The sequence below is a fragment of the Cellulomonas sp. URHD0024 genome, assembly GCF_000426185.1.
In the GTDB taxonomy this organism is placed as follows: Bacteria; Actinomycetota; Actinomycetes; order Actinomycetales; family Cellulomonadaceae; genus Cellulomonas.
Window position 1 is genome coordinate 81406 of sequence record NZ_KE384505.1, and the last position, 23493, is coordinate 104898.

25 protein-coding genes are annotated in these 23493 nt (G+C 72.5%); 6 read left to right on the plus strand and 19 right to left on the minus strand.

Translation table 11 applies throughout. The annotated features are described in order from the left end of the window. Nucleotides 1-142: 142 nt before the first annotated feature. Nucleotides 143-1630 (minus strand): MFS transporter, encoded by a 1488-nt coding sequence (locus I847_RS0116590; RefSeq protein ID WP_028050581.1) that lies wholly within the window; start codon nucleotides 1628-1630, stop codon nucleotides 143-145. A gap of 110 nt (nucleotides 1631-1740) precedes the next feature. Here I847_RS0116590 and I847_RS0116595 point away from each other — a divergent pair, with 110 nt between their 5' ends. Further along, nucleotides 1741-2367 carry a TetR/AcrR family transcriptional regulator gene (locus tag I847_RS0116595; RefSeq protein WP_028050582.1) on the plus strand — a complete coding sequence of 209 codons (627 nt, stop codon included), beginning with the start codon at nucleotides 1741-1743 and terminating at the stop codon, nucleotides 2365-2367. Between the two features lie 15 nt (nucleotides 2368-2382). Here the strand turns inward: I847_RS0116595 and I847_RS0116600 are convergent, their stop codons facing one another. From I847_RS0116600 to I847_RS24380, 4 genes are read right to left on the minus strand one after another with little or no spacing between them, the layout of a single operon-like run. Continuing rightward, nucleotides 2383-3504: a HAMP domain-containing sensor histidine kinase gene (locus I847_RS0116600; RefSeq protein ID WP_028050583.1), complete on the minus strand. Its 1122-nt coding sequence runs from the start codon at nucleotides 3502-3504 to the stop codon at nucleotides 2383-2385. Further along, on the minus strand, nucleotides 3501-4181 hold the full coding sequence (locus I847_RS0116605) for a response regulator transcription factor (protein ID WP_028050584.1): 681 nt from the start codon (nucleotides 4179-4181) through the stop codon (nucleotides 3501-3503). Before I847_RS0116605 ends, I847_RS0116600 begins: the two co-directional genes overlap by 4 nt. 18 nt (nucleotides 4182-4199) lie before the next feature. After that, nucleotides 4200-4499: a hypothetical protein gene (locus tag I847_RS0116610; RefSeq protein ID WP_028050585.1), complete on the minus strand. Its 300-nt coding sequence runs from the start codon at nucleotides 4497-4499 to the stop codon at nucleotides 4200-4202. Next, nucleotides 4496-4915: a hypothetical protein gene (locus I847_RS24380; protein WP_051275007.1), complete on the minus strand. Its 420-nt coding sequence runs from the start codon at nucleotides 4913-4915 to the stop codon at nucleotides 4496-4498. Before I847_RS24380 ends, I847_RS0116610 begins: the two co-directional genes overlap by 4 nt. Nucleotides 4916-5082: 167 nt before the next feature. Here I847_RS24380 and I847_RS0116620 point away from each other — a divergent pair, with 167 nt between their 5' ends. Both I847_RS0116620 and I847_RS27210 read left to right on the plus strand, forming a co-directional pair. Beyond that, the gene (locus tag I847_RS0116620; RefSeq protein ID WP_028050586.1) at nucleotides 5083-5529 is read left to right on the plus strand and encodes a hypothetical protein; all 447 of its coding nucleotides are present in this window, start codon (nucleotides 5083-5085) and stop codon (nucleotides 5527-5529) included. A gap of 68 nt (nucleotides 5530-5597) precedes the next feature. Beyond that, the gene (locus tag I847_RS27210) at nucleotides 5598-6074 is read left to right on the plus strand and encodes an excalibur calcium-binding domain-containing protein (protein ID WP_028050587.1); all 477 of its coding nucleotides are present in this window, start codon (nucleotides 5598-5600) and stop codon (nucleotides 6072-6074) included. Between the two features lie 43 nt (nucleotides 6075-6117). Here I847_RS27210 and I847_RS0116630 read toward each other — a convergent pair whose 3' ends face one another. Then, nucleotides 6118-7296, minus strand: coding sequence for an RtcB family protein (locus I847_RS0116630; RefSeq protein WP_028050588.1), 1179 nt, complete (start codon nucleotides 7294-7296; stop codon nucleotides 6118-6120). A 60-nt stretch (nucleotides 7297-7356) separates the two neighbouring features. Between I847_RS0116630 and I847_RS0116635 the strand changes: the two genes are divergently transcribed. Continuing rightward, nucleotides 7357-7659, plus strand: coding sequence for a hypothetical protein (locus I847_RS0116635; protein ID WP_028050589.1), 303 nt, complete (start codon nucleotides 7357-7359; stop codon nucleotides 7657-7659). A gap of 7 nt (nucleotides 7660-7666) precedes the next feature. Here I847_RS0116635 and I847_RS0116640 read toward each other — a convergent pair whose 3' ends face one another. The 10 genes from I847_RS0116640 to I847_RS0116685 all read right to left on the minus strand — a co-directional run bounded on the left by I847_RS0116640 (nucleotide 7667) and on the right by I847_RS0116685 (nucleotide 15640). Next, nucleotides 7667-8140 (minus strand): hypothetical protein, encoded by a 474-nt coding sequence (locus tag I847_RS0116640; protein WP_028050590.1) that lies wholly within the window; start codon nucleotides 8138-8140, stop codon nucleotides 7667-7669. A gap of 125 nt (nucleotides 8141-8265) precedes the next feature. Beyond that, nucleotides 8266-9585 carry a hypothetical protein gene (locus I847_RS0116645; protein ID WP_028050591.1) on the minus strand — a complete coding sequence of 440 codons (1320 nt, stop codon included), beginning with the start codon at nucleotides 9583-9585 and terminating at the stop codon, nucleotides 8266-8268. After that, nucleotides 9582-10325, minus strand: coding sequence for an ABC transporter ATP-binding protein (locus I847_RS24390; RefSeq protein WP_051275008.1), 744 nt, complete (start codon nucleotides 10323-10325; stop codon nucleotides 9582-9584). Before I847_RS24390 ends, I847_RS0116645 begins: the two co-directional genes overlap by 4 nt. A gap of 5 nt (nucleotides 10326-10330) precedes the next feature. Further along, nucleotides 10331-10723, minus strand: coding sequence for a hypothetical protein (locus tag I847_RS0116655; protein ID WP_028050592.1), 393 nt, complete (start codon nucleotides 10721-10723; stop codon nucleotides 10331-10333). 387 nt (nucleotides 10724-11110) lie between these two features. Beyond that, nucleotides 11111-11539, minus strand: coding sequence for a YdeI/OmpD-associated family protein (locus tag I847_RS0116660; protein ID WP_028050593.1), 429 nt, complete (start codon nucleotides 11537-11539; stop codon nucleotides 11111-11113). A gap of 10 nt (nucleotides 11540-11549) precedes the next feature. Beyond that, complete coding sequence (locus I847_RS0116665; protein WP_051275009.1) at nucleotides 11550-12251, minus strand: DUF5701 family protein; 702 nt, start codon at nucleotides 12249-12251, stop codon at nucleotides 11550-11552. Between the two features lie 119 nt (nucleotides 12252-12370). Next, the gene (locus tag I847_RS0116670; protein WP_034610787.1) at nucleotides 12371-13093 is read right to left on the minus strand and encodes a hypothetical protein; all 723 of its coding nucleotides are present in this window, start codon (nucleotides 13091-13093) and stop codon (nucleotides 12371-12373) included. A gap of 30 nt (nucleotides 13094-13123) precedes the next feature. Beyond that, nucleotides 13124-13708 carry a hypothetical protein gene (locus I847_RS0116675; RefSeq protein ID WP_155856198.1) on the minus strand — a complete coding sequence of 195 codons (585 nt, stop codon included), beginning with the start codon at nucleotides 13706-13708 and terminating at the stop codon, nucleotides 13124-13126. 72 nt (nucleotides 13709-13780) lie between these two features. Beyond that, entirely contained in the window at nucleotides 13781-14422 is a 642-nt protein-coding gene (locus tag I847_RS25890; RefSeq protein WP_155856199.1) for a helix-turn-helix transcriptional regulator, read from the minus strand. A 132-nt stretch (nucleotides 14423-14554) separates the two neighbouring features. Next, entirely contained in the window at nucleotides 14555-15640 is a 1086-nt protein-coding gene (locus tag I847_RS0116685) for a hypothetical protein (protein WP_028050598.1), read from the minus strand. Here I847_RS0116685 and I847_RS24400 point away from each other — a divergent pair. Together I847_RS24400 and I847_RS25895 are read left to right on the plus strand one after the other, a co-directional pair. Beyond that, nucleotides 15639-16517 (plus strand): alpha/beta hydrolase, encoded by an 879-nt coding sequence (locus I847_RS24400; protein ID WP_051275010.1) that lies wholly within the window; start codon nucleotides 15639-15641, stop codon nucleotides 16515-16517. The two genes, I847_RS0116685 and I847_RS24400, sit on opposite strands and share 2 nt — an antisense overlap. Before the next feature lie 83 nt (nucleotides 16518-16600). After that, nucleotides 16601-17695: a D-alanyl-D-alanine carboxypeptidase family protein gene (locus tag I847_RS25895; protein WP_051275011.1), complete on the plus strand. Its 1095-nt coding sequence runs from the start codon at nucleotides 16601-16603 to the stop codon at nucleotides 17693-17695. A gap of 25 nt (nucleotides 17696-17720) precedes the next feature. Here the strand turns inward: I847_RS25895 and I847_RS24410 are convergent, their stop codons facing one another. From I847_RS24410 to I847_RS27620, 3 genes are read right to left on the minus strand one after another with little or no spacing between them, the layout of a single operon-like run. Further along, complete coding sequence (locus tag I847_RS24410; protein WP_034610790.1) at nucleotides 17721-19184, minus strand: MFS transporter; 1464 nt, start codon at nucleotides 19182-19184, stop codon at nucleotides 17721-17723. After that, nucleotides 19168-20238: a DNA polymerase domain-containing protein gene (locus I847_RS0116705; RefSeq protein WP_028050599.1), complete on the minus strand. Its 1071-nt coding sequence runs from the start codon at nucleotides 20236-20238 to the stop codon at nucleotides 19168-19170. Before I847_RS0116705 ends, I847_RS24410 begins: the two co-directional genes overlap by 17 nt. A gap of 33 nt (nucleotides 20239-20271) precedes the next feature. After that, nucleotides 20272-23169, minus strand: a complete 2898-nt coding sequence (locus I847_RS27620) for a helix-turn-helix transcriptional regulator (RefSeq protein ID WP_028050600.1) — start codon at nucleotides 23167-23169, stop codon at nucleotides 20272-20274. Nucleotides 23170-23493 lie beyond the last annotated feature (324 nt).

A 23493-nucleotide genomic window follows, 5' to 3' on the forward strand; every position in this document is an offset into this window, starting at 1 on the left:
GATGCTAGCTGTTCTAGTTGCGATAGAACAAGCGCCTTATTGAGCGCGCCGTGCTCGGTCGGGCGACAGCCGGTGCGCCTGGGCGCGAGCTGACACGGCCCGGGACCGTCTCGGCGGTCCCGGGCCCTCGTCATGCGGTCGGTCAGGGGTGGTGCGGGCCCGGCCCGGGCGGCAGGTCGGTGACGCCGACGCTCTGGGCCTCCTGAAGACGACGGCGTGCCGACGGCACGGCGAGCGACGCGAGAACCGCGAGGACCGCGACGCCGGCGCAGGCCCAGAACCCGTAGGTGAAGGCCTGGTCGGTGGGCACGCCCTGGGCGGTGGTGTGCGACGTGATGATGGCCGCGACGACGGCCGTGCCGATGCTGCTGCCGACCGTCCGGGAGATCGCGTTCACGCCGGTCGCCTCACCGGTCTGTGCGGGCGGCACGCTCTCGATGATGGCGTTGGCCATGGCGGCGAACGCCAGGCCGATGCCCGCACCCGTGAGCACGCCGGAACCGACCACCTGCCAGAGGTGGTCGTGGACGATCGCCGGCAGCGCGAACGCGGCGACCACCAGGGACGTGCCGAGAGCCATCGGCACCTTGGGGCCGAACCTGCGGTCGAGGAGCCCCGAGAGCGGTCCGAAGACGACCATCATGAGGACGGTCGGCAGCAGGAAGAGGCCCGCCTGGGACACCGACTTGCCGAAGCCGACGCCCGTCGCGGCGGGCAGCTCCAGCAGCATCGGGACGAGCAGGAACGTGCCGAACATCGCGAAACCGAGAGCCAGGGCGACGATGTCGGTCGCCCAGACACCGCGGTGGGCCATGAGCCGGATGTCGATCAGGGGCTGGGCGACGCGCAGCTCGACGAAGGCGAACACCACGAGCGCGACGACACCGAGGCCGAACAGCGCAACCGTCTTGCCCTCGAACCAGCCCCACGACTCGCCCTTGCTGATCGCGAGCAGCAGGGAGACCAGGCCGACGGTGAGGATGCTCGTGCCGAGCACGTCGAGGCGGCCGGGCGTGCGGACGTGCGACTCCTTCATCCCGAAGATCGCCCCGGCGAGGGCGACGGCAACGAGGACGAGCGGCAGCCAGAACAGCCAGTGCCACGACAGGTGCTCGACGATCGGACCCGCGGCGACGATGCCGACGCCGGCGCCGACCCCGAAGATCGCGGACAGCAGACCGACGGTGACGCTGACCTTCTCGCGGGGGAGCTCGTCGCGCACGATGCCGATCGACAGAGGCAGGATCGCGCCGGCCGAGCCCTGGAGCACGCGGGCGAGGACCAGCACGGGCAGGGAGGGTGCGACCGCGGCGACGAACGTGCCCACGGCGAGTGCGGTCAGCACGCCGATGAGCACCCGACGCTTCCCGGACATGTCGCCGAGCCGTCCGAGGACAGGTGTGAGGACCGAGGCGGACAGCAGGTACGCCGTCAGGATCCAGCTGGCGTCGGCCGCCGTCGCGCCGAGGTCCTCCGCGATGACGGGCAGCGTGGGCGCGACGAGCGACTGCAGGACCGCGAACGCCAGACCACCGAGGGACAGGTACAGGACGAGGAACCGGCCCGCAGGCGGCTTCTCGACGGAGGGTGCGGCGCCGGCGTCGCCGGCCTTCGCGAGGGAGTGCGACATGACGTCCTCACAGGTCGATGTAAACAGTTGTTGACCCATGGATAGCGCACCGAGGCAACTGAAGTCAACAGACGTTTACATGCGTCGGACCGCACATTAGGTTGGGCCTCGTGAGCGAGGACGCGGGTGCGGTGGCGCCGAGGCGCCGTGATGCGGACGGCACGCGGCGGCTGCTGCTCGCCGCGGGGCGCCGCCGCTTCGCCAGCGACGGGTACGCCGCGACGACCGTGCGGCACATCGCCGACGACGCCGGGGTCAACGTCGCGCTGATCAGCCGCTACTTCACCTCGAAGGAGGGCCTTTTCGAGGCGTGTCTCACGGGCGCCGCCGACGAGCTCGAGCGCTCGGTGGAGCAGGACCTGACGCTCGAGGAGCTGGCGGGGCGGATGGTGCGGCAGATCACGGGCCCGGACCCGGTCGATCGCCCGACGCAGCTGCTGCTGCTCATGCGCACGTCGGGGGACGAGCATGCCGAGCTGATCCGGCTGCGGACCCTGCGGACGTTCGCCGAACGCCTCGCGGCGATCGCCGGCAGCCGCCCCGACGACCCCGACCGCGAGCGGATGCTGCTCCGTGCGCAGCTGGTCGTCGCCGCAGGCTTCGGGATCTCGATCATGCGGTCGTGGACCCAGGCGAGCGCGGGCTCGGGGGCGATGGAGCCGCTGACGTCGGCCGGCGAGGCGGAGCTGGCCGGCCCGGTCCACGACCTGCTCATCGCGCTCCTCGGGGGGCTCTAGGCCGCGCGGACCACGTCAGCGCGTCGCGTCCGGCACCGCGACGGTGAACCGGGCTCCCCCCTCGGGCGCCTCGCCCACGTCGATCCTGCCGCCCAGTCGTCCGACCAGCCCGTGCACCAGCGACAGGCCGATGCCGACGCCGACGGGCCGCTCGTCGCGGTAGCGCGCGCCGAGTGCGCCCGGCTCGAACGCGACCCGGCGGTCGTCCGGCGACAGCCCGGGGCCGCCGTCGCGGACCTCGAGCACCGCACGCGTCCCGGGCGGGTCGTCGGGTCCTGCCGGCCGCGCCGCGAGCACCACGGGACGCCCGGCAGGAGTCATGCGGACCGCGTTGTCCGCGAGACCGTCCAGCACCTGCCTCAGTCGGGCGGCGTCGGTGTGCACGGGCAGCGGCACACCCGGGGGCTCGACGCTGATTGCCGCCGCCCGGTTCGACCAGACGCGCGCGGCCTCGTCGAGGAGCGTTCCGACGTCGACGAGCGCCACGTCGAGCCGGAAGTCGTCGGCGCCGAGGCGGGCGAGCTCCAGGAGGTCGCGCACCAGGTGCTCGAGCCGCCCCGACTCGGCCAGGATCACCGCACCCGCCGCGCGCGCCTCGTCGCCGGTGACGACGCCGTCGGCCACGGACTCGGCGAACCCGTGCACGGCGGTGAGGGGGTTGCGCAGCTCGTGCGAGACGGCCAGCAGGAACCGACGCTGGCGGCCTTCGCTCGTCGCCAACGCCTCGGCGAGCGCGTTCAGGCTCGTGGCCACCTCGGCGATCTCGGGCGGCCCCTCGACCGGCACGCGCACGTCCCGACGACCCGCCCCCATGGCCTGGGCCGCGTCCGCGGTGTGCCGCAGCGGTCGGGTCAGGACGCGCGCGGTCGCGCCACCGGCGAGCGCGCCGACTGCGAGGCTGAGAAGGAGCGAGAGCGCCACCGCCCGGGGGACGCGCCGTTCGGCGCGCTTCTGAGCGCGCTCCACCCGCTGCACGCGTCGCGTCTCGTTCCCGTCGGCCTTCGAGATCGTCTGGGCGGTCCGGGCCTCCGCCGCGACGTACCGTGCCGCGGCAAGCCCCGAGAGCAGGGCGGTGGCGAGGGCGACGGCGACGCACAGCAGCGTGATCCGCGCGGTCAGGGAGACGCGGGGGCTCACTTCTCGACCTCGGCGGCGTACCCCACGCCGCGCACCGTACGGATCGGTGCGTCCGGCCCGAGCTTCGCGCGCACCTGCGCGACGTGGACGTCGACCGTGCGGGTGCCTGCCGCGGCGCCGTAGCCCCAGACCGCACCGAGCAGCGACTCCCGGCTGTGCACTCTGCCCGGCGAACGCAACAGGTGCACGAGCAGGTCGAACTCCGTGGCCGTGAGGTGCACGGGGCGGCCGTCGACACGGGTCCGGCGAGCAGTGACGTCCACCTCGACCGGCCCGAGGGCGAGCCGCTCCTGGTCGTGCGGCTGCGCACGCCGCAGGACGGCGTGCACGCGGGCGACCAGCTCCCGCGGGCTGAACGGCTTCGTGATGTAGTCGTCGCCGCCCAGCTCGAGGCCGAGCACGCGGTCGACCTCGTCGTCGCGGGCGGTGACGAACAGCAGCGGGGTGCGGTCGCCGTCGGCGCGCAGCCGTCGGCACACCTCGATCCCGTCGATGCCCGGCAAGCCGATGTCGAGCACCACCGCGACCGGGCGGTGCGCGCGGATCGCCGCCAGCGCGGTCAGGCCGTCGCCGTACGTCTGCACGCCGAACCCGTCGCGACCCAGGTACAGCCGCAGCAGGTCGACCACGGCAGGGTCGTCCTCGACGACGACGACCAGGCCCTGACCTGTCGTCATGTGCCTCCGTCCATGCGCTCAGCCGTCCGCGGCGGCGAGGTCCGCCTCGGCGAGGTCCGCCAGGTGCTCGGCGTCGTCGATCGCCGCCGTGAGCTCACCGTCGTCGTCGCCCTGCGCGACATCCTGCGGCATGGCGGGCCGTGCTGGGGTGGGTTGTGCGGGTGTCGTCGCGGGTGTCGTCGCGGTTGTCGGTGCTCCGTGAGCCGACGACGACACCGGCGCGCCCGCGCTCGTCGCGGCCCCACCGCATCCGGAGACACCGGCCGCGATCACGGTCGCGACGACGACCGCGACGACTTGTGCGGCCGGCCGCGTCACGACGCGGCCGTCGGCGTCGGCGTCGGGCAGTGCTTGGCGGTCATGGCCGCGAGACGCGCCTGGGCGTCGGTGAGCGTGCGGGCGCGGCTCTCACGCCGGTCGGCCCGGGCGCGCAGGGCGGCGGCTCGCTCCGTCTTGCCGGCCTGGTCCGCCTCGGCAGCCCTGGCCTCCAGCCACGCGACAGACCCCTTCTGCTGAGCGTCGCCCTGGATGCGGGCCAGCGCGCGCTCGAGGCGCCTCTCGACGTGCGCGGCTCGCGTGCACGGGTGGCGGTGGCCGTCCCCGGGGAGGGACGCCTGGCTGGTGGCGGTCGGCTGGGGTGCTTCCGCCGCGAAGGACGCTGCGGCCGGTCCTGCGACGAGGGTGCAGGTCAATGCGACGACGGCGCCGACTCGGGTGAGACGTGTGCGGGTCATGGTGGCTCCTCGGACGGGATGCCCCGGCGGGGCCTCGTGGGAGTGAGCCTCGCGCTGGTGGGTGAGCGGCAGGTCAGGTGAATGTTCGGGTTGTGCAAGGGCGACCGCGCGGGCTGCCACTACGGTGTCGACCAAGACCGGCGTCGTGGCCGGCACAGGGAGGTCGGATGGAGCGGCAGCCGGACGACGCGATGCTGGACCTCGACGCGTACGGGCGCAGGATGTCGCTGCTGCGCCTCGCGGTCGGTGCGCTCGGGGGAGTGCTCCTTCTCGCCCTCGCGATGGTGTGGATCGGGTCGAGCCCGTTCGTCGCGATCATCGTCGCGGTGTGGGGTGCGCTCGTCCTGTCGATCTGCTACCACTCCGGGGCCCGGAAGGCGCGGGAGCGGAGCAAGCGCGCGCCGGTCAGCGAGTGGAGCGCGGTCCCACCGACCTTGGGTGCAGCCAGCGCGCAGACGACGCTCGCGGCCGCGAGCGCGATGGTGGACCTCGACGTGCGCCTGGTGCGCGCGACGCGGGCCCGCAGTGGCGAGCATGCGGCGCTCGTCGAGCTCCACCGCCAGCGTCCGACGCTTTCCCCAGCGGTCGTGACGGAGATGCTCCGAATGCTCTGACCTGCCCGATCGCGTCATCCGATCGTGGACGGGCTCAAGTCGGACCCGCGCCGGCCGATGGACCGGACATGCGCCTCGCTTCCAGAACCCTCGCTGCTGCCCTCCTCGCCGTCGTGGTGCTCGCGGGCTGCCAGGACACGGCGACGTCGTCGGGAGCCGCCGCGAAGCCGTCGAGCTCGGCCACGGCTGCCGCCCACGTCACCGCGAAGGCCACACCCACGGCTACCGCCGCCGCGCCGAAGGTGACCGTGGCGCCCACCCCGACGCACTCACAGCCGGCTCCGGTAGCCGCCGCTCCGACCAAGGCCGCACCTGCGCCTGTCGCCCCCGCACCTGTCGCCCCCGCACCCGTGGCCCCCGCTCCGGCCCCCGCCGCGCCCGTCGCCCCCGCACCGGCCCCGGCCCCCGCGGCGGACACCGACCCCAGGTTCGGAACCTGCAAGGAGGCGAAGGCCGCCGGCTACGGCCCGTACGTCCAGGGCGTCGACCCGGAGTACGACTGGTACCGCGACTCCGACCACGACGGCACGGACTGCGAGAAGTAGACCCGGTCGGCCCCGCTCTCTCGTCGGAGAGCGGGGCCGTCGGTCAGTCGCCCTTCACGTTGACGATCTGACGCAGCACGTGGCGGACCTCGACGAGGTCGGCCGCGTCGGCCATGACCTGGTCGATGTCCTTGTACGCCGCCGGGATCTCGTCGATGAACGCGTCCGTGTCGCGGTACTCGATGCCGACCATCGCCTCGCGGAGCTGGTCGTGCGTGAACTGACGACGCGCGGCCGACCGCGAGAAGTTGCGGCCCGCACCGTGCGGCGACGAGCTGAGCGAGAGCGCGTCACCCTTGCCGGTGACGACGTAGGACGCGGTGCCCATCGAGCCCGGGATCAGGCCGGCGTCACCGACACCGGCCTTGATCGCGCCCTTGCGGGACACCCAGACCGTCTTCCCGAAGTGCGTCTCCTGCTCCGTGAAGTTGTGGTGGCAGTTGACCCGCTCGGCCTCGGCGACGTCCTCGCCCATGTGCTCGGCGATGGCGTCGACGACCCGGTCCATCATCTCCTCGCGGTTCAGCAGGGCGTAGTCCTGGGCCCACCGCAGCTCGCGGATGTACGCCCAGAACTCGTCGGTGCCCTCCACCAGGTACGCGAGGTCCTTGTCCGGCAGCGGGATCCACCACCGCTCGCAGAGCTCGCGCGCCACCTTGATGTGCCGCTGCGCGATCCGGTTGCCGACGCCGCGGCTCCCCGAGTGCAGGAACAGCCAGACCGTGTCCGTCTCGTCGACGGTGACCTCGATGAAGTGGTTCCCGGACCCGAGCGAACCCAGCTGCAGGCGCCACCTGCCGGCGTCTGCGGTCGGGTCGAACCCGGCCGCGGCCGCCTTCTCCTCGAGGATCTCGACCCTCGACGCCGCCGTGCTCGTCAGCCTCTGGTTCACGCCGCCCGCCGACAGGGGCACGGCCTTCTCGATCGCCACGCGCAGCGCCGACAGCGACCCGCGCGAGCGCACCTGCTCCGACGTCCACTGCGTGCGGACGGCGATCATGCCGCAGCCGATGTCCACGCCGACGGCGGCGGGGATGATCGCGCCGAGGGTCGGGATGACGCTGCCGACGGTCGCGCCGAGCCCCAGGTGGGCGTCGGGCATGAGGGCCAGGTGCGGGTAGATGAACGGCATGGTGGACGTGGCGACTGCCTGGGCGCGGGTGTTCTCCTCGAGGATCGATGCCCAGCTGATCAGTCGCGGGCTGAGGTGCTCGCGTGTCATGGGGCGGCAGCCTGGCACGCGGGTGGTGGGGACGTCGCCCTGATTGGCTAGCCTCGCCCCGTGCCGTCGTACCGCGTGAGTGCCGCCGTGGGCCTGCTGCAGCCGGGTGTCGACGCCCCCGACGTGCTCCCGGCAGCGGTCGAGGTGGCGGAGTCGTTCACCACCGTCGAGGCGTTCGACGTGAGCGTCGTGCGAGGTCAGGCCCGGGTGACGGTCCGGTTCGAGGCCGCCGACGACCAGTACGCGAGGCGCGTCGGCTGGGCGGTGCTGGCCCGGCTCGACGAGCTGGCGGAGATCAGCGGACGGTCTGTGACGCGACGGTTCGGGTCGCGGTGGTACCCCGTTCGGCCGCAGACGCCCTGAGCGTTCGTCATTCGTGACGTCGGGCGCGGCCGTCGCCCAGGACGGCGTAGCCGAGGAGCCCACTGGCGAGCACGACGACTGCCGTCCACCCGGCCGGTTCGGCCAGCTGGACGTTGTACAGCACGTTGATGCCGAACGGCAGAATCCGCCCGAGGCTCAGGGGGACGACGACGACCAGAGGGACGAGTCCCGCGAGGTCAGCCCGGAAGAGCACGGCAGACCATGTCGCGCATCCGTAGGCCAGGCTCCATCCGGCCAACGACTGCCCGCGGGGGACGCCTGGTGGAAGTGTCGCGACCCAGCCGAGGCCGGCCACCGTCGCGGCGATCGCGAGAGTCGCCGCCCAACGGAGGCGTAGTCCAGCAGCAGCTCGGGCCGCGGTCGTCGTGAGCCATGGTGCTTCGTCTGCCAACAAGGCGGCGAACAGCGACACGGGCAGCAGCATCGCGACGAAGCCGAGCGTCTCGAGCGGCCGAAGCATGTGGTCCAACGCTTGGTCGACCCGAGGGATGCCCACCCGGGAGGCCCCGACCGACACCAGCCAGCCGGCTCCGATGACGCCCCACGACGCCGGCCGGACTCCGTGTGCTGTCGCAAGCCTGCGCGTCACGACGACCCCGGCAGCGTGGACGCGTTGCAGCCCCGGATCGCGTCCACGTTGGCGGCGAACCACTCCTCCCGGCGCCGCGGGTTCAACGAGGCCAGAGCCTGGGCCTGCCGTACGTGGTGCTCGTGCTCAGGGTCGGACCAGGCGGCACCCGTGTCGCCGGCGAACGCGGAGCTTTCGGTGGCCACGTCGTGCTCGACGCGCCACCACTGCACGAGGACACGCGCGGTGTCCACACCGCCGGTGCTGTCCGTGCAGTGCGCCATGAACAGCGCATCCCCGAGCCGCGCGGCGAACATCGTCTGGTCGACGACGCGCGCCGGGTCCGCGTATCCGGCGACCGGCGGAGCGATCAGGACGCTTCCAGCGCCCCCGACGTCGAGCAGGTCGTCCGAGACCAGGGTGTCCGGGCGTAGGGCGACGGGCACGGACGGCCACACCCGCGACACTGCCGAGCGATAGCGTTTCATCGCGGTGACGTGTGACGCGTCCAGGCAGGTCCGGGGTGCGTGACCCTCGCACCTCGTCGCCTCTGCCCCAGCGATCGGGACGTAGGCCGGTCCCACGAACAAGGCGAACGCCGCAGAGAAGCTGACCGCCCACGCACCCGTCTGCGCCAGACGGCGACGTCCGAGCAGCGCCGCGCCTGCCACGGCGGCCGCGAACAGCCAGAAGACGAGCCGCGCGATCAAGGGTCCGGTGGCCGGCATGACGTAGTCGTACGAGCGGGTGGTATTGACGGCCAGGACGTTCAGCGGACTGTCGCCGGCGTACAGCTCTAGTGCGGCGTACAGGGCGTAGGGGACCAGTGCGGTCACCGGCAGGGCAACGGCCCGAGGTAGGGCGATCCCCATCGCCGACCCGGCGAACGCCCAGAAGAGGAGGTAGGCGGACATCGTCGGCACGGAGATCGTGAGCGCGAACCCGGACAGGCCCCCGGCCGAGAGGCCCGCCTCAGCCGAGACCACCAGCACCACAGCAAGAGCGATTCCCTGCGCGACGAGCCCCACGAGCCCCGCCATCAGGACGGGGACCTTGAGGCGGTCGGCCGCGGACCGGGGCGAGGTCGACACCCAATCAGCAAGGCCATGCGCTCGCGGCTGCCCGCTCACCCATGCGGCCGCCACAGCCACGATGGACGGCACCCACACGGTCGCCTGCTCCATCACCCCGACGGTCGTCGGCAGCCAGCCGACCCACTCCTCGCGACGCACCATCGCCATCACCAGGCTCAGCGCGGCCGCGGCGGTGGTGACGAGCGCGACGAACCGCCTGGGACTCGGAATGCAGGCACCCCGCAGGGCGGACCGGCCGCTCATCGGTCGATCCGCGGTTCGAGGCCCAAGGCGCGCCGGATGTCGTCACGGGTGGTGACGAGGCTTGCGGGGCTCGAGCGGTCGACGTCGCGGGCGGCCACCACCCGGCCTTCGTCGAGTGCCAACCACCGGTCGGCGACGAGCTCCACATCCTCCATCAGGTGTGTGGCGACGAGGATGGCCCTGCCTGGAGCGAGCGCACGCACGACCTCGAGGAAGTGGCTGCGCTGGACCGGGTCGAGCCCGAGCGTCGGCTCGTCGAGCAGCAGCAGATCGGGGCCGCCGACGACGGCCGCCGCCAAGGCGGCCCGCCGACGTTGACCCCCGGAAAGCACACCCAGCCGCTTGTCGCGCAGACCGCCGAGATCCACGGCGTCGAATGCTGCCTCGATCGCCACGTCCGCCGCTCGTGTCGGCATCTTCTTGAGCCAGGCCGCGTAGGCGAGAAACTCTTCGACCCGCATCCGGGGTGGCAGCCGCGGTTCCTGCGGCTGCCACCCCAGATGCTGCCGGTGCCTGACCATCGCTGACGTCGACTCGTGGATGTCCGAGCCGCCCGACAGCACCACGCCGTCGGTCGGCCGCAACGAGCCCGTGAGGACGCGGATCAACGTGGTCTTGCCTGCACCGTTGCGCCCGACGAGAGCCGTCACGCCCTCCGCGAGCTCGAGGTCGACGTTACGCAGAACCTCGTGGCCGGAGAGCCGGACGCAGACATCGTCCAGATGGATCGTCGGACGCATGGTGGTCAGTACCTGCTCGAGTCAGGCCCGCACGAGTCGGGGAGGCCTGTGAGGGTGTGGCACACCCTCGACTTGACGCCCTGGAAGCCGCAGAGCCCGGACAGCGACGCAAAGATCTCGCCGCCGCGCGTCACAGCCGAGGTGCTGTTGGTGTTGTCGGAGTAGCGCCCGACGTTCTTGTCCGAGCACCCCCCCAGGGCGACCTTGCCCGAGTAGTACACCGTCTTGCCGCTCGTGGACTTCAGAGACCCGGTGACCCGGGCGCCGTTCGCGTACGTCAGGGTCCTGTGCTGCTCCCCGCTGCCGTCGTTGTCGGAGACGTTCACGGCGTAGGCCGCAACAGGAACCATCATCATGAACGTGGCCGCCGCGACAATTTTTACTACCGTCCGAAGCATTGTGAAATCCCTTCGTAGCTGAATTGAGCGTGCGCATCTTGGCACAGTTCTGACGAGCGGGACGAATGGGACGGAGCGGGAAGCGGGTGGCGCCAGGGCCGGACAGTACCGGCGCGCGATTTGTCGTCGCACCGAACTAAAAAGAACGCTTCCATTCGGACGTTAATGCCGCCTTGGAATACCACATGGCGGCCGTCGTTCGCTTTGGAGTGTCAGAATGAGCCGCCTGGCTCGGCGGCCGCGGCGCACTGGCTCGCATGGCACGACTCGCATGGCACGACGAGCCCGCCGCGTCGGCGGGCGGTGGCGAGGAGTCGGTTCACCCTCGCGCTGGTGCCCGTTCGGTCGCAGACGACGTGGGCGTTCTGGCGGCATCGAGCGCGGGCCCTACCCCAGCGCTTCGACGGCCTTGGCGATTCTCCGCGCGCGCGTCTCCGGGGTCTTCGCGGCCTCGATCGGCTCGATGATCGCGCGCTTGCGACTGAACGAGAGGGCGTCCAGAGCGGCCCTGCCGGCCTCCGAGAGGGCTGCCGTCAGGTCGTCCGGAACCGCGATGGTGCGCGGGGCGTCGTCGAGCTCGATGTCGACGTCCACGTCCTCGCCGGCCGTGATCCCGGCGCCCGCACGGTTCTCCGCGCTGACCGGGATGAGCGTCCTGCCGCCGTAGGGCGTCACGGTGCTCCGGTAGGAGTACCCGTTGATGGTCACGACGACGGGGAAGCGCGCGCCGCGGCCCATCGCCTCGACCACCTCCGCGGGGACGGGCATGCCGGTCGCGGACTTGCCGCTGAGCTCGAGAACGGTGCGGAAGCGCATGGACCCGAGCCTAGAGGGGGCGCCTGCCGGACGCGGAGGCGGCGCCGAGCCAGGTGTGCGGGTTGCGGTCCCAGCACCACCCGAGCTTCGCGCGGCGCTCGCTGATCCACACCGCCGGGACGCGCTGGTTCGTGCCCGTCCGCGAGCCCATGAGCGAGTAGCACTTGTTCGGCCGCAGCATGTCCGGCCGCACGACCGTCAGCGCGACGCCCTCGTCGATCGTCAACGGGGTGCGCCTACGTGCGGTGAGCGTGGCCAGCGCGGTCTCCGGGGTGACGTTGCAGAACTCCGAGCCGGTGTCGATGCCCCACAGGAGGTACGGCTCGGTGGGGACGTCGACGATCGGCTGGTACGTGGGCGCCTCGACCCGGTCGATCACGCTCACGCCGAGCTTCGCACCACGACGCATCGCGGGGGCCAGGTCGTTGACGTCCAGGCCGGGGACGACGAGGACGAACGGCACGGCGTCGCCGTCCACGGCGGACTGTGGTGCCGGGGTGAGGCTCGCAGAGGCCGGCGGGGCGAGGCGTGCGTGGAACTCCGACGCGTCGAGGCCAAGGAGCGCCGGGATGCCGAGCTCGACGTACGCGGTGACCTGGCGGTGCAGCTCGTCGGCGAACCCCGTCTCCGGGTCGAACGACCCCGCCGCCGCCGACGGAGGAGCGGCCACGGTGGGCAACGACGGATCGACGAACGTGACGGGGACACCCATGCCTCATCTTCGGCTCGTGATGTCGAGTCCGCCCGACAGTCGCCCCGGCCGCGCGGGACCGGGGTGCACGCACCGGGCCGGTGGTGCGGGACCACGCGGGCCCCGCACCACCGGCAGCGTCAGGTGAGCACGATCCTGTCCGCTGGTGCGCAGTACCCCGTGATGCGGTCGAGGACGCCGCGCAGCACCTCCGCACCGTCGTCGTCGCCGCCCTCCTCGAGCCGCTGGACCGACGCCTCGATGCCGGCAACGAGCTCGGCCGCGCTCGTCCCCTGCTCGTTCGCCGCGCGGAGCGCCGCGACCAGCTCCGTCGGATCCTCCCCGCCGGCGACGCCGGTGAGCAGGCCGACCAGGTGAGCGTCCACGGGTGCTCCTCGGGTGAGATCGGCCGCAGCGGCACAGGCCGGGACCGGTGCCGGTGACAGCTGCCAGGAGGGTGCGGTGGCAGCGATGTAGCCACGGTAGAGCGCCAGGGACATCAGCTGTGCCGGGCTGATGACCTCGTGCTGCGGTTGCCCGGGCACGGGTGCCGGGACCGCCTGCAGCTGAGCAGGCACCAGCACCGCGGTGTCGAGCTGCCACATCTGCAGCCCGACTGCACCTGTGCCGTTCCACGGCGCGCCCCTCGGCCGTCGGTGCGACGGCAGGTTGCACCCCGAGCCTGCGGCGACCGAGATGCCCTGCGGATCGCCTGCAGGGTCGAGTGGACTGACCCAGGGCACCCCGCCCTGCAGGTACGTCACCACGTCGGCGGCGGCCGACGGTGGTGTGACCCGGACGCCGAGGGCGTTCGCGTTGTCGTCCTGGACGAGCGGGCCGTTGTTCGCCACGTTGGGCCGCATGCCCCGAAACACGTTCGGCATGGCCGGGGCTCAGGCGCTCTTGTGGTTGTAGGCGACGAAGCAGTAGCTCGCGACACCAGCAGGATTGTTCTTCGAGTCCCGCGCCGGCGAGGTCACCATGTACACGTCGACGATGAGGCCGTCGGTGAAGTTGTACCGCTTCGAGAACGGCTCCCAGCCGAGCGCCTCCTCACCGAAGCGCTGCAGGAAGATCGAGCCGAGGTTGTTCGCGATCGTGATCGAGTCCGCCACCGCGATCGACCCTTGGAACACCGTCTGCAGGTACTTCGTGATGTCCGCGATACCGTTCTTCTGTTCCCAGACGATGATGTCCTCCTGCGCCGCGACCGGCATGGCCCCGGTGGTCGGCTGCGAGGTGAGACCCGCGTAGTAGTAGCCGTACTGGGTGGCGAAGTTGGTCTCGTTGTACGACCAGGTGTCCGTCGTGATGATCGAGCCCCAGTCGTCGTCCGCCGGAGCGGGCTTCTGCTGCGGGAGGGCAGCGACGGCCGCCTTCGAGGCCTCCCCTGCAAGCAGTGCCTCAGCCGCCTTCGCGAGAGCCTCGAGCGCGATCGGTGCGATGATCTCCACAACTTTCACCACTGTCGTTCCCATGGTCCGCTCCTTCGCTAGATGTGGGTGAGAAGCCCCGTTCGTGGTGGGGCTTGACCAGTGTCATCGCGCACATCACCGCGCCTCATCACCACAATTGGTGAACTGCGCGCGGGCGAGCTGGACCGTCAACGGCACGCCTGAGCGCTCCGCGACGGCTGTGGCCGCGGTCTGCGACCTGACGCCGAGCTTCGCCAGCACCGCCTTGATCTGACTGCGCACGGTGTGCACCGATCGAGACGTGCGCGTCGCGATCTCGGCGGCCGTCTCGCCCAGCATCAGCGCCTGGAGCGTCTGCGACTCCTGCGGCGTGAGCCGCTCGAGCGCCTCCACCTCGGCCGCCCGTCGGCGCAGCGCGCCGGGATCCGGGCGGCGCTCCTCTCGGAGCGCCTCGTCGACGAGCCGCACGAGCAGGGTGAACGGCGCATCGGCGTCCAGGACCCGCGCGCCCCGTTCGGCGAACGGCAGGAGCAGCGGCAGAGCACGCACCGGGACGACGCAGACGGACGGGTCGAGATACCGGACCGCGCGGCCGATGCGCACGCCGTCCGCCACCGCCACCCGCACCGTCGACGAGCCCGCGTCACCGGGCCTGCGGTCGAGCCCGTCCAGCAGGGTCGTAGCCCAGCCGGTGGCGTGCAAGGCGCCGGCGAGCCCGACGGCGAGCGGGACGATTCCGGGCGCGACAACGAGCACGGCACCGCCCCCGCCCCCCATGAACCGATCTTGGTGCCGTCGCGCCCACTTCGCGGCACGGACGCAGCCGGCCCGACGAACGAGGACCTGGTGCGCAGCCGACGGGTTCGGACGAACAGCCGAGATGTGGATCCGGGCGTCGAGCACCGGCTCTCAGAGCAGCGCGTCGCCCTGACCCAGGATGATCGGCTCGCCGATCGCGCGGGCCGGGCGGGCGCGGCCCTGACCGGCCGGTATGGCGAGCGCGTAGCGGTGGGCGACGACCAGGCTCGGCTCGTGCGCGTCGGAGGCTTCGACAAGGACGGCGGGCGCGTCGCCGGCCTCGGGCGTGGGCAACGAGCCGTACCAGGCGACCGCACCGCGGACCGCACCCGAGGCTCGGACCCACTCGCGGGCGACGTGCTGGGCGTGTGACGGCTCGCCGTCGAAGCTGTGCACCTGCGGGCCGGAGCCACCGTCGACGAGCGCGAACGGGTGCGGGTCGGCAGGGGTGGTCAGGACGGCGTCGAGTGCGTGCTCCAGGGCACCGAGTGCGAGGTCCTGGACCGCGGACGAGGGTGGGTGCGGCAGGTCGGCCGGGGTGCGGGGCAGGTCGTCGCCGGCCAGCCGCGGGCTCGGGAGCGCGGCGGGCTCGGGAGGGTTCGGGAGCGCGGCGGGCACAGCGATGTCCGCACCGACCACGAGATGCGCGGCGGCTGCGGCGACGTACTCGCCCACCCACGTGGGCGTGCAACCGGTCATCCACTTCGACCGCACGTCCGTCAGCGGGAGCGCAGCGTCGAGCCCGGACGACGAGACGACCGTCGGCGTCGGGTGGGCGGAGCCGTTGTGCAGCGCCCACCGTGCGCCGGGGACCCGCGCGATCAGCAGGTCGCCGACGCCGACGCCGAGCGCCAGGATCATCGCCGCCGGAGGTGCCGAGGAGGGGCCGGTCGCCCACGAGGTCCGGGCCCGGTGCAGGAGCGCGCCGATCGCGGCGGAGTCGGTGACGTCGATGGCGGCGGACCGCAGGTGGGCGCGCGCGCGGTCCAGGTGTGCCACCTCCGCGGGCGTCAACGTGCGGATCCCGGGCGCGATGTCGACGGCGCCGGCCGCCGAGCTGGGCACCGTCGAGCGCACATCGTCCATGAGGGCGGGATCGACCCCGCTGACCTGCGGCTTGAGCGAAGTGGTCGCGATTCCACCCGATGCCGCGAAACCCTGGTGCACCGCCGGTCCGAAGTGCACGATGTGCCCCATGACTGCCCTGACCGAGCACGAGCGACGTGACATCGACACGGCCAACGCGAGCGGGCGCACCCCCGTCGTGTTCGTCCACGGGCTGTGGTTGCTGCCCTCCAGCTGGCACCGTTGGCGCACCCTCTTCGAGGCCGCCGGCTACGCGACGATCGCACCGGGTTGGCCGGACGATCCCGAGACCGTCGCCGAGGGGAACGCCCACCCCTCGACGTTCGCGAAGAAGGGCATCACCGACATCGCCGACCACGTCGCCGAGGCGGTCGGCGCGCTCACGACGAAGCCGGCGGTCGTCGGGCACTCGTTCGGTGGGCTGCTCGCGCAGATCATCGCCGGCCGGGGCCTGTCCGCCGTGACGGTCGCCGTCGACCCGGCTCCCTTCCAGGGGGTCCTGCCCCTACCCATCTCGGCACTCAGGTCGGCGTCCCCCGTGCTCACCAATCCCGCCAACTACCAGCGCGCGGTCCCGCTGACCTACGACCAGTTCCGGTACGCGTTCGCCAACGCGGTCGACGAGGCCGAGGCCAAGGACCTCTACGAGACGTATGCGGTCCCGGGCGCCGGAGAGCCGCTGTTCCAGGCCGCCGTCGCGAACTTCAACCCGTGGAGCGAGGCCAGGGTCAAGACCAAGAACCCGGAGCGTGGACCGCTGCTGATCATCTCCGGCGAGCTCGACCACACCGTCCCACCGGCCATCTCGAACGCGTCCTTCAAGCGCCAGAAGCGCAACGCGGGGGTCACCGAGATCGTCGAGATCGCGGGGGTCGGGCACTCGCTCGTCATCGACCACGGGTGGGAGGCGGTCGCCGGGGCCGCCCTCGACTTCGTGCAGCGGTTCGTCTCGCCCGGAGGTACCGGAGGGACGACGTCGCTAGCCTGACCTGACGCGGGGCTTTGCCCTACCTCGTCCCACGTCTCCGGAGAGCCGATATCCGCCGACCATCGCGCAGCATCGTCGCCGCCGTGACCGCCGCCCTGGTCGTCGGCGCGGCTGGGGGCGCCTGGGCGTGGGACTCCCACCAGGGCGATGTCGCGACGCGTCAGGCGAACGCCGCCGACCGGGCCGTCGCCGTCGCCGAAGCGCAGGCCTCGGACGTCGACGTCACGGTCGGGCACGACGCCGCGCTCGACCGCGCACGGGTGGCCGTCGTGCTGGTCGAGGCTCGCGGCGGCCTGCAGGAGACCGCCGACACGGCCCGGAGCGCCCTGGCCGCGACCGAGGGGAAGATCGCCGACGACACGGTCCGGCAGACTCTTGCCGCTCAGCTCGTGGTGGCCGACGCCGCCCTCGCGGCGGTGCCGGCGACGTCGCCGGACACGGCTGTTGCGACGTCGTCAGGTCCGACGGCCGCGCCGTCGTCGGACCCGTCGGACCCGTCGGACCCGTCGGACCCAGCGGCCGGGTACAGCGCCGCCGACCTGCGGGCGATCACGGCGACCCTGTCGACCGGGACGGCGGCCGTCATGGCCGCCCACGACGCCTGGACGGCTCAGCAGGCCGCGGTCGCAGCGCCGGCAGCCAAGCGGCCCACCCCGAGACCCGCGGCCGTCGCGCCCAGGCCCGCGCCGACCAGGGCGCCCTCGTGCGAGACCACCTACACCGGTCCGCCGTTCTACACGTCGCCCCCGACCGTCGGCGGAGACGGCTCCAACGGCAAGCTCCCGCCGAGCGCCCTGACCGCGATCTCCTGGGCCAAGGACCCGCACGGCACCCCGTACTACCTGCGCACCAACGCCGCCGCGGCCCTGGAGCGGCTCGACTCGGCGTTCCGTGCGGCGTTCGGGCACCACCTCGGCCTGGACCTGACGTACCGCGACTACGACACCCAGGTCGAGATGCGGGCGGCACTCGGGACGGTCGCGGCAAGGCCCGGGACGTCGACGCACGGCACCGGCCTCGCTCTCGACGTCCCCGAGCTGCCCTGTCAGTACGGCTGGGACACCCCGCAGCGGGACTGGCTCGTGACGCATGGGCCGTCGTACGGCTGGACGTCCCCGGCGTGGGCCCATCGGGACGGCTCGAACCCCGAGTACTGGCACTTCGACTACGTCGGCTGAATCCGTCGGGTCCCCGACAGATCGGTCATCGATCCCTGGGTGTGGGCGGTCGGACGCTCTCGGCGTTGTTCGGCACGGTGAGCAACGAGATCACGGCGCCGCCGGCGAGCAGGCCGGCGCACACCAGCATCGCGATCCGGTACGCGGGTTCGAGGGTCGTCGGGTCGGTGAGCGACGAGCCGACGCCTGCGGCCAGCGGGAGCACGGCGATGGCGAGCAGTCCGGCGACGCGCGCGACCGCGTTGTTCACGCCGCTGGCGGCACCGGCCAGGTGGTCGGGGGCCGCCGCGAGGGCGGTCGTGGTCAGCGGCGCGACGGTCGCGGACAGCCCGAGCCCGAACACGACGATGCCCGGCAGCACGTGGGTCAGGTACGGGGTGTCCGGCGTGACGCCGAGCAGGAGGACCACACCGACCGCGCACACCAACGGACCGGCCGTCATCGGGATCTTCGGGCCGATGATCGTGCTGAGCGCACCGGCCCGCGGGGAGAGCAGCAGCATGAGGACCGTGACCGGCAGGGGTGCGACCCCGGCCGCGAGCGGGGAGTAGCCGGCCACCACCTGCAGGGTCACGACGAGGAAGAAGAAGATCCCCGAGATGGCTGCGTAGATGAGCAGTGTGGCGGCGTTGGTGCCGGCGAACGGCCGCCACCGGAAGAGGGCCGGCGGCAGGATCGGCGCCGCAGTCCGGGACTCGACCCACAGGAACGCACCCATCGTCGCCACCCCGAACGCCAGGGTCCCGATGACGACGGCGTCCGGACGGCCGTTCTCGGTCCACGCGGTGAACCCGTACGTCAGACCGGCCAGACCGAGGGCACCCAGGACGGTGCCGGCGACGTCGAGCTTCTTGGACGCGTTGACGTCGGAGCTCTCCGGGACGTGCCGCAGGGTCACGGCGACGACGACGGCCGCGATCGGCAGGTTGATCCCGAACACCCACCGCCACGACGTGACCTGGACGATCCACCCGCCGAGGAACGGCGCGATCGCGCCTGCGATGCCGCCGAGCCCCGACCAGGCGCCGATGGCGCGGCCGCGGTCCGAGCCGGTGAAGGTCGACTGGAGGATGGCCAACGACCCGGGCGTGAGCAGCGCGCCGCCCACCCCTTGCACGGCACGCGCGGCGACGAGCAGGCCGACGGTCGGTGCGACCGCGCAGACCAGCGACGCGACCGCGAACCAGACGACGCCGACCAGGAAGAGGCGTCGCCGGCCGAACCGGTCGCCCAGCGACCCGCCCAGCAGCAGGAACGCCGCGAGCGTCAGACCGTAGGCGTTGACGGTCCACTGCAGGTCGGCCGTGGTGGCGTCCAGGTCGTCGGCGATGTGCGGCAGGGCGATGGTGACGACCGTCGCGTCGATGAACGCGATCGCCGACCCCAGCACGGTGGCGAACAGGACCCACCGGCCACGCGTGGACGCATAGGTGAGGGCGGCGGCGCCCGCGCCGGGTGCCGCACCGGGAGGTTCAGCGGGGGCGGTCACGGTCCTTGCTCGGCTGAACGCGCTTCGGCTCGCCCGGCATCTTCGGGTACTCGGGCGGGTAGGGGAGGTCACCCTCGCCCTCGTCGGTCTCCTGCCGGTCGGCCAGCTCGAGCAGCGACTCGAGGGAGTAGCGGGGGGCCGCACGGGCGACCAGCGGCGCGAACAGGTCGCCCACCTCGGCGAACCGCGCGGGCATCGTCGTGACCGTGAAGTCGTCCGGGGCCACGTCCGCGACCTCGTCCCAGCGCAGCGGTGCCGACACGGTCGCGCGCGGGTTGGTGCGGATCGAGTAGGCCGACGCGATCGTGCGGTCGCGGGCCATCTGGTTGTAGTCGACGAAGATCTTCTGGCCGCGCTCTTCCTTCCACCACTTCATGGTCACCTCGGACGGCATGCGTCGCTCGAGCTCTCGACCGAACGCGATGGTCGCCCGCCGGGCTTCGACGAACGACCAGCGCGGCTCGATGGGCACGAAGATGTGGATGCCGCGTCCGCCCGACGTCTTGGGCGTCCCTTCCATGCCGTGCTCGGCCAGCAGCTCGCGGGCGCGAGGGGCCACGCGGGCGGCATTCGTGAAGTCCGTACCGGGCTGCGGGTCGAGGTCGATGCGGATCTGGTCCGGGGAGTCGACGTCGTCGCCGACCACCGGCCACGGGTGGAACGTCAGCGTCCCCAGGTTGGCGGCCCACGCCACGACAGCCAGCTCGCTGGGCGCGACCTCGTCCGCCGTGCGTCCGCTGGGGAACGCGATGCGCGCCGTCCGCACGTACTCCGGCGCTCCCTGCGGTACCCGCTTCTGGTAGAACGCGTCGCCCGTCGAGTCCATCCGGGTGGCCAGCTTGGCGCCCTCGAAGACCCCCTTGGGCCACCGCTCCAGCGTCGTCGGCCGGTCGAGCAGCGCGCCCAGGATCCCGTCGCCGACCGAGAGGAAGTACTGCACCACGTCGAGCTTGGTCAGGCCCCGCTCGGGGAAGTAGACCTTGTCGGGGCTGCTCACGCGCACGGTCCGGCCGTTGACCTCGAGCTCGACCGCGGGAACCTTCGACGGGGACATGCGCCCAACCTAGGGTCTGGGACCGACAGGCGCTCAGCCCGCGCCGATCAGTCCGCGCTGGTGCGCGACCGACACGGCCTCGGCCCGTCCGGAGACGCCGAGCTTGGCCAGCAGGTTCGAGATGTGCACCGAGACCGTCTTCCCGGAGATGTACAGCTTCTCGCCGATCTGCCGGTTGGACAGCCCTTGCGCGACGAGCGCGAGCACCTCCGCCTCCCGCGCGGTCAGCACGTCAGCACCCGACGCTCGCACCCCGGGCAGGTCGAGCCGCCCGCGCCGCGCGAGCCCACGGACCGCCGTGGTCAGGGGCACGGCGCCCATGGCCTCGGCCTCACTCAGCGCAGTCCCGGCCGCGGCGAGCGCGCCCTCGCGGTCCCCTGCCTCCAGCAGCGCCTCGGCCAGCCGGAACCTGCTGCGCGCCAGCTCGTACCGGTACCCGTAGTCGAACTCGTCGATGGTCGTCCGCCACAGCGCAGCGTCGTTCGTGCCGACGAGCCGTGAGTGCTCGGCGTGCGCCCGCGCCAGCCAGGCGCGCCCCTCCGGTCCGAGCTGCCCCCCTCGAGGCCGGCCGCGGACGGCCGTCTCGACGGCACGTTGCAGCAGTCGGTTCCCGGTGGTCAGCGCCGCCGACACGTCCTTGCCCAGGAGCCGGTCCTGCTGTGCGCGGTCGGCCAGCGCCGCGAGCGCCAGCGCGACGAGCCAGATGCCGCCGAGGAAGTAGTCGGACCACGTGCGCCACAGGTACTCGAGCAGCCGGTTCGCCAGCGCGACCGCGCCCTCGAGGTCGCCACGCCACGTCAGCGCGTCTACGGTGCAGCCGCCCGCAACGAGCGCGATGAACCCGTCGCGGTGCCAGACGGACTCCAGAGCCAGCCCACGCTCGACCGCGTCGGCGTCGCCGCGAGCCACCGCCGCGTACAGCGCCTGGGACTTGAGGATGTCCGCCAGCTCCTCGGGAACCCCACCCAGGTCGGCGGGGCTCAGATCGCCCGAGACGTACCGGACCAGGTTGACGAACATGTGCAGCTCCAGGCCGTACGCGCTCCACGTCATCCCCAGAGCCGCAGCGCGCTGGACCCCGTCGGTCGCCTGCAGGGCCGCCCCGGGCAGGTCGCCCGCGTAGTACCGGTTGGACGTCAGGTTGAACAGGGTCCGCAGCTCGGTCACGTAGTCGCAGGCCTCCCGCGAACGGGTCAGGGCCGCGTCGAGGAGCTCGGCGGCGCGGTCCGCGTCGTCGACGACGAGCACCGCGAGCGTGGTCAACGCGTCCGACTCGGCGTCCGCTGCGCCGGCCGCCCGGGCGACCTCCACGGCTTCCTGGGCGCTCGCCGCCGCCTGTTCGTCGAGGTCGGCATTGAGCGCTGCGCGGGCGTAGCTGGCCAGCGCCCACGCGCGTGCGGAGGTGTTGCCGGTGGGCAGGGCCTCCAGGGCGCGGGACGCTTCGCGCATCGCCTCGTCGATGTCGTCGATGGCCAGGACGTACCGTGCGAGCACGGTCCGGAGCATGGCCTGCCGCTCGACGTCGGCTGCGGTCTCCTCGACCGCCGCACGCGCCAGCTGTACGGCGCGATCGGCCTGGCCGGCTCGGCTCGCGGCGGCCGCGGCGGCGACCAGGACGTCGGGGTGGTCCTGGTCGAGGCTCGTCGTGACCTCCGGCACCGCTCCCCACAGGCGCAGCACGACCTCCAGGTGGCGGACCTCCTCGGCGGGCGCGAGCACCTCGCGCGCCTGGCGTGCGGCCTCGAGAGAGGCCAGCAGGGCGGTCGGCAGGTCGGGGGCGCGCAGTGCGTGCGAGGCGAGCTGTGAGGACGGTCCCAGCGTCGGGTCGTCGCGCAGCACCCCCAGGTAGGTGCGGTGCAAGGCCGACTGCTCGCCCGGCAGCAGGTCGGTGTACACGGCCTCGGCCAGCAGGGCGTGCCGGAACGCGATTCGTCCCTCCTCGCCGCCGAGGACGTGGTGCGCCACCGCCTCGCGCAGCCCGGCGTCGAACGCGTTCGGTGCCGCCAGCAGCGGGTCGCCGTCCGCGGTCACGACGGCCCGGAGCAGCGGCTCGGACACCCGCCGGCCGGCTGCCGACGCGACACGCGCGAGTCGCTGCACCGACGGGTCGAGCTGTTCGAGGCGCGAGCGCAGGACGTCGGCGAGCGACCACGGCAGCTCGTCGGCCTCGGCGCCGGCCTCCAGCAGCTCCTCCGCGAAGTACGCGTTGCCCTCCGAACGGTCGATGACGCGGCGCAGCGTGCGCTCCTCCAACGGGGCCCCGGCCAGCGCAGTGGTGAACTCGCGGATCTCGCCGTCGGTGAACGGTGCAAGGTCCAGCCGCTCCACGCGGGGGTGCCGGGCCAGCTCGGCGGCGACGGACCGCCACGGGTGCCGGCGGTGCAGGTCGTCCGTGCGATAGCTCGCGACGACCACGAGGTGCTGGTCGCGCAGCCGCGACACGAGGAACCGCAGCACGTCGCGACTCGACGCGTCAGCCCAGTGCAGGTCCTCGAGCACGAGAAGCAGCGGGTGCCCCGGCACGCCGACGGCACCGATGGCCTCGACCAGGCCGTCGAACAGCTGCAGCCGGCTCGACTGGTCGTCCGGCGGGCCGGTCGCTCCGGTCGGTCCCGGCAGCAGGCGAGCCAGCGCCGGCCGTTCCGCGACGACGGCCTCCACAGCGTCCGGGTCGAGGGCGCGCAGCTGGGCCAGCGCCTCGGCGAACGGCAGGTAAGGAAGCCCGATCTCGCCCAGGTCTACGCAGTGCGCGACGACGACGCGGGCCCCCGAGGCCTCTGCCAGCTCGGCGACATGCCGCAGGAGCCGGGTCTTGCCGACTCCTGCGTCCGCCGCGATGAGCACCGCGGTGGGCTCGCCGGCATCAGCGCGCCGCAGGGCCGACGTGAGCTGGTCGACCTGCGGCGCGCGTGCCACGAACGGTGTGCTCATCGAGCCACGTGCCATGCTCCTGATGCTCGCAGGAGCCACCCACGCGCCGCACGCATCCGCGGGTGCGCGGCCCGTGCGGACCCGCCGGGCCGGGCGGCGCGCCCTGACCTCCGAGGGTTCTGGAGCGCGGTGGACATGCGGTCCCGGCGGTAGGCGAGCTCGCCGTCGAGGGCGGTTCCCCAGAATTCAGCCATGGTGTTCCTCCTCAGTACCGCCGGAATCTCCGACGCCTCTCCTGACATCCATGACTCTGCTCGTGAGGGGTGGGCTGCCGGATCGGTCGGTCGACGGGTCCTGGTGCCGCCCTCGTCGGGAAAACGGTCT

Bases quoted from the DNA above. Each gene is read 5' to 3' on its own strand.
- I847_RS0116655 (WP_028050592.1), bottom strand. From the start codon at position 10,723: ATGCTTCGGACGGTAGTAAAAATTGTCGCGGCGGCCACGTTCATGATG.
- I847_RS0116640 (WP_028050590.1), bottom strand. From the start codon at position 8,140: ATGCTTCGGCCGCTCGAGACGCTCGGCTTCGTCGCGATGCTGCTGCCC.
- I847_RS0116705 (WP_028050599.1), bottom strand. From the start codon at position 20,238: ATGTCCCCGTCGAAGGTTCCCGCGGTCGAGCTCGAGGTCAACGGCCGG.
- I847_RS0116685 (WP_028050598.1), bottom strand. From the start codon at position 15,640: ATGGGGCACATCGTGCACTTCGGACCGGCGGTGCACCAGGGTTTCGCG.
- I847_RS0116670 (WP_034610787.1), bottom strand. From the start codon at position 13,093: ATGCGGCCCAACGTGGCGAACAACGGCCCGCTCGTCCAGGACGACAAC.
- I847_RS27210 (WP_028050587.1), top strand. From the start codon at position 5,598: ATGCGCCTCGCTTCCAGAACCCTCGCTGCTGCCCTCCTCGCCGTCGTG.
- I847_RS24390 (WP_051275008.1), bottom strand. From the start codon at position 10,325: ATGCGTCCGACGATCCATCTGGACGATGTCTGCGTCCGGCTCTCCGGC.
- I847_RS0116590 (WP_028050581.1), bottom strand. From the start codon at position 1,630: ATGTCGCACTCCCTCGCGAAGGCCGGCGACGCCGGCGCCGCACCCTCC.
- I847_RS24380 (WP_051275007.1), bottom strand. From the start codon at position 4,915: ATGACCCGCACACGTCTCACCCGAGTCGGCGCCGTCGTCGCATTGACC.
- I847_RS0116645 (WP_028050591.1), bottom strand. From the start codon at position 9,585: ATGAGCGGCCGGTCCGCCCTGCGGGGTGCCTGCATTCCGAGTCCCAGG.
- I847_RS27620 (WP_028050600.1), bottom strand. From the start codon at position 23,169: ATGAGCACACCGTTCGTGGCACGCGCGCCGCAGGTCGACCAGCTCACG.
- I847_RS0116630 (WP_028050588.1), bottom strand. From the start codon at position 7,296: ATGACACGCGAGCACCTCAGCCCGCGACTGATCAGCTGGGCATCGATC.
- I847_RS0116675 (WP_155856198.1), bottom strand. From the start codon at position 13,708: ATGGGAACGACAGTGGTGAAAGTTGTGGAGATCATCGCACCGATCGCG.
- I847_RS0116605 (WP_028050584.1), bottom strand. From the start codon at position 4,181: ATGACGACAGGTCAGGGCCTGGTCGTCGTCGTCGAGGACGACCCTGCC.
- I847_RS0116665 (WP_051275009.1), bottom strand. From the start codon at position 12,251: ATGGGTGTCCCCGTCACGTTCGTCGATCCGTCGTTGCCCACCGTGGCC.
- I847_RS24400 (WP_051275010.1), top strand. From the start codon at position 15,639: ATGACTGCCCTGACCGAGCACGAGCGACGTGACATCGACACGGCCAAC.
- I847_RS25890 (WP_155856199.1), bottom strand. From the start codon at position 14,422: ATGGGGGGCGGGGGCGGTGCCGTGCTCGTTGTCGCGCCCGGAATCGTC.
- I847_RS0116660 (WP_028050593.1), bottom strand. From the start codon at position 11,539: ATGCGCTTCCGCACCGTTCTCGAGCTCAGCGGCAAGTCCGCGACCGGC.
- I847_RS0116620 (WP_028050586.1), top strand. From the start codon at position 5,083: ATGGAGCGGCAGCCGGACGACGCGATGCTGGACCTCGACGCGTACGGG.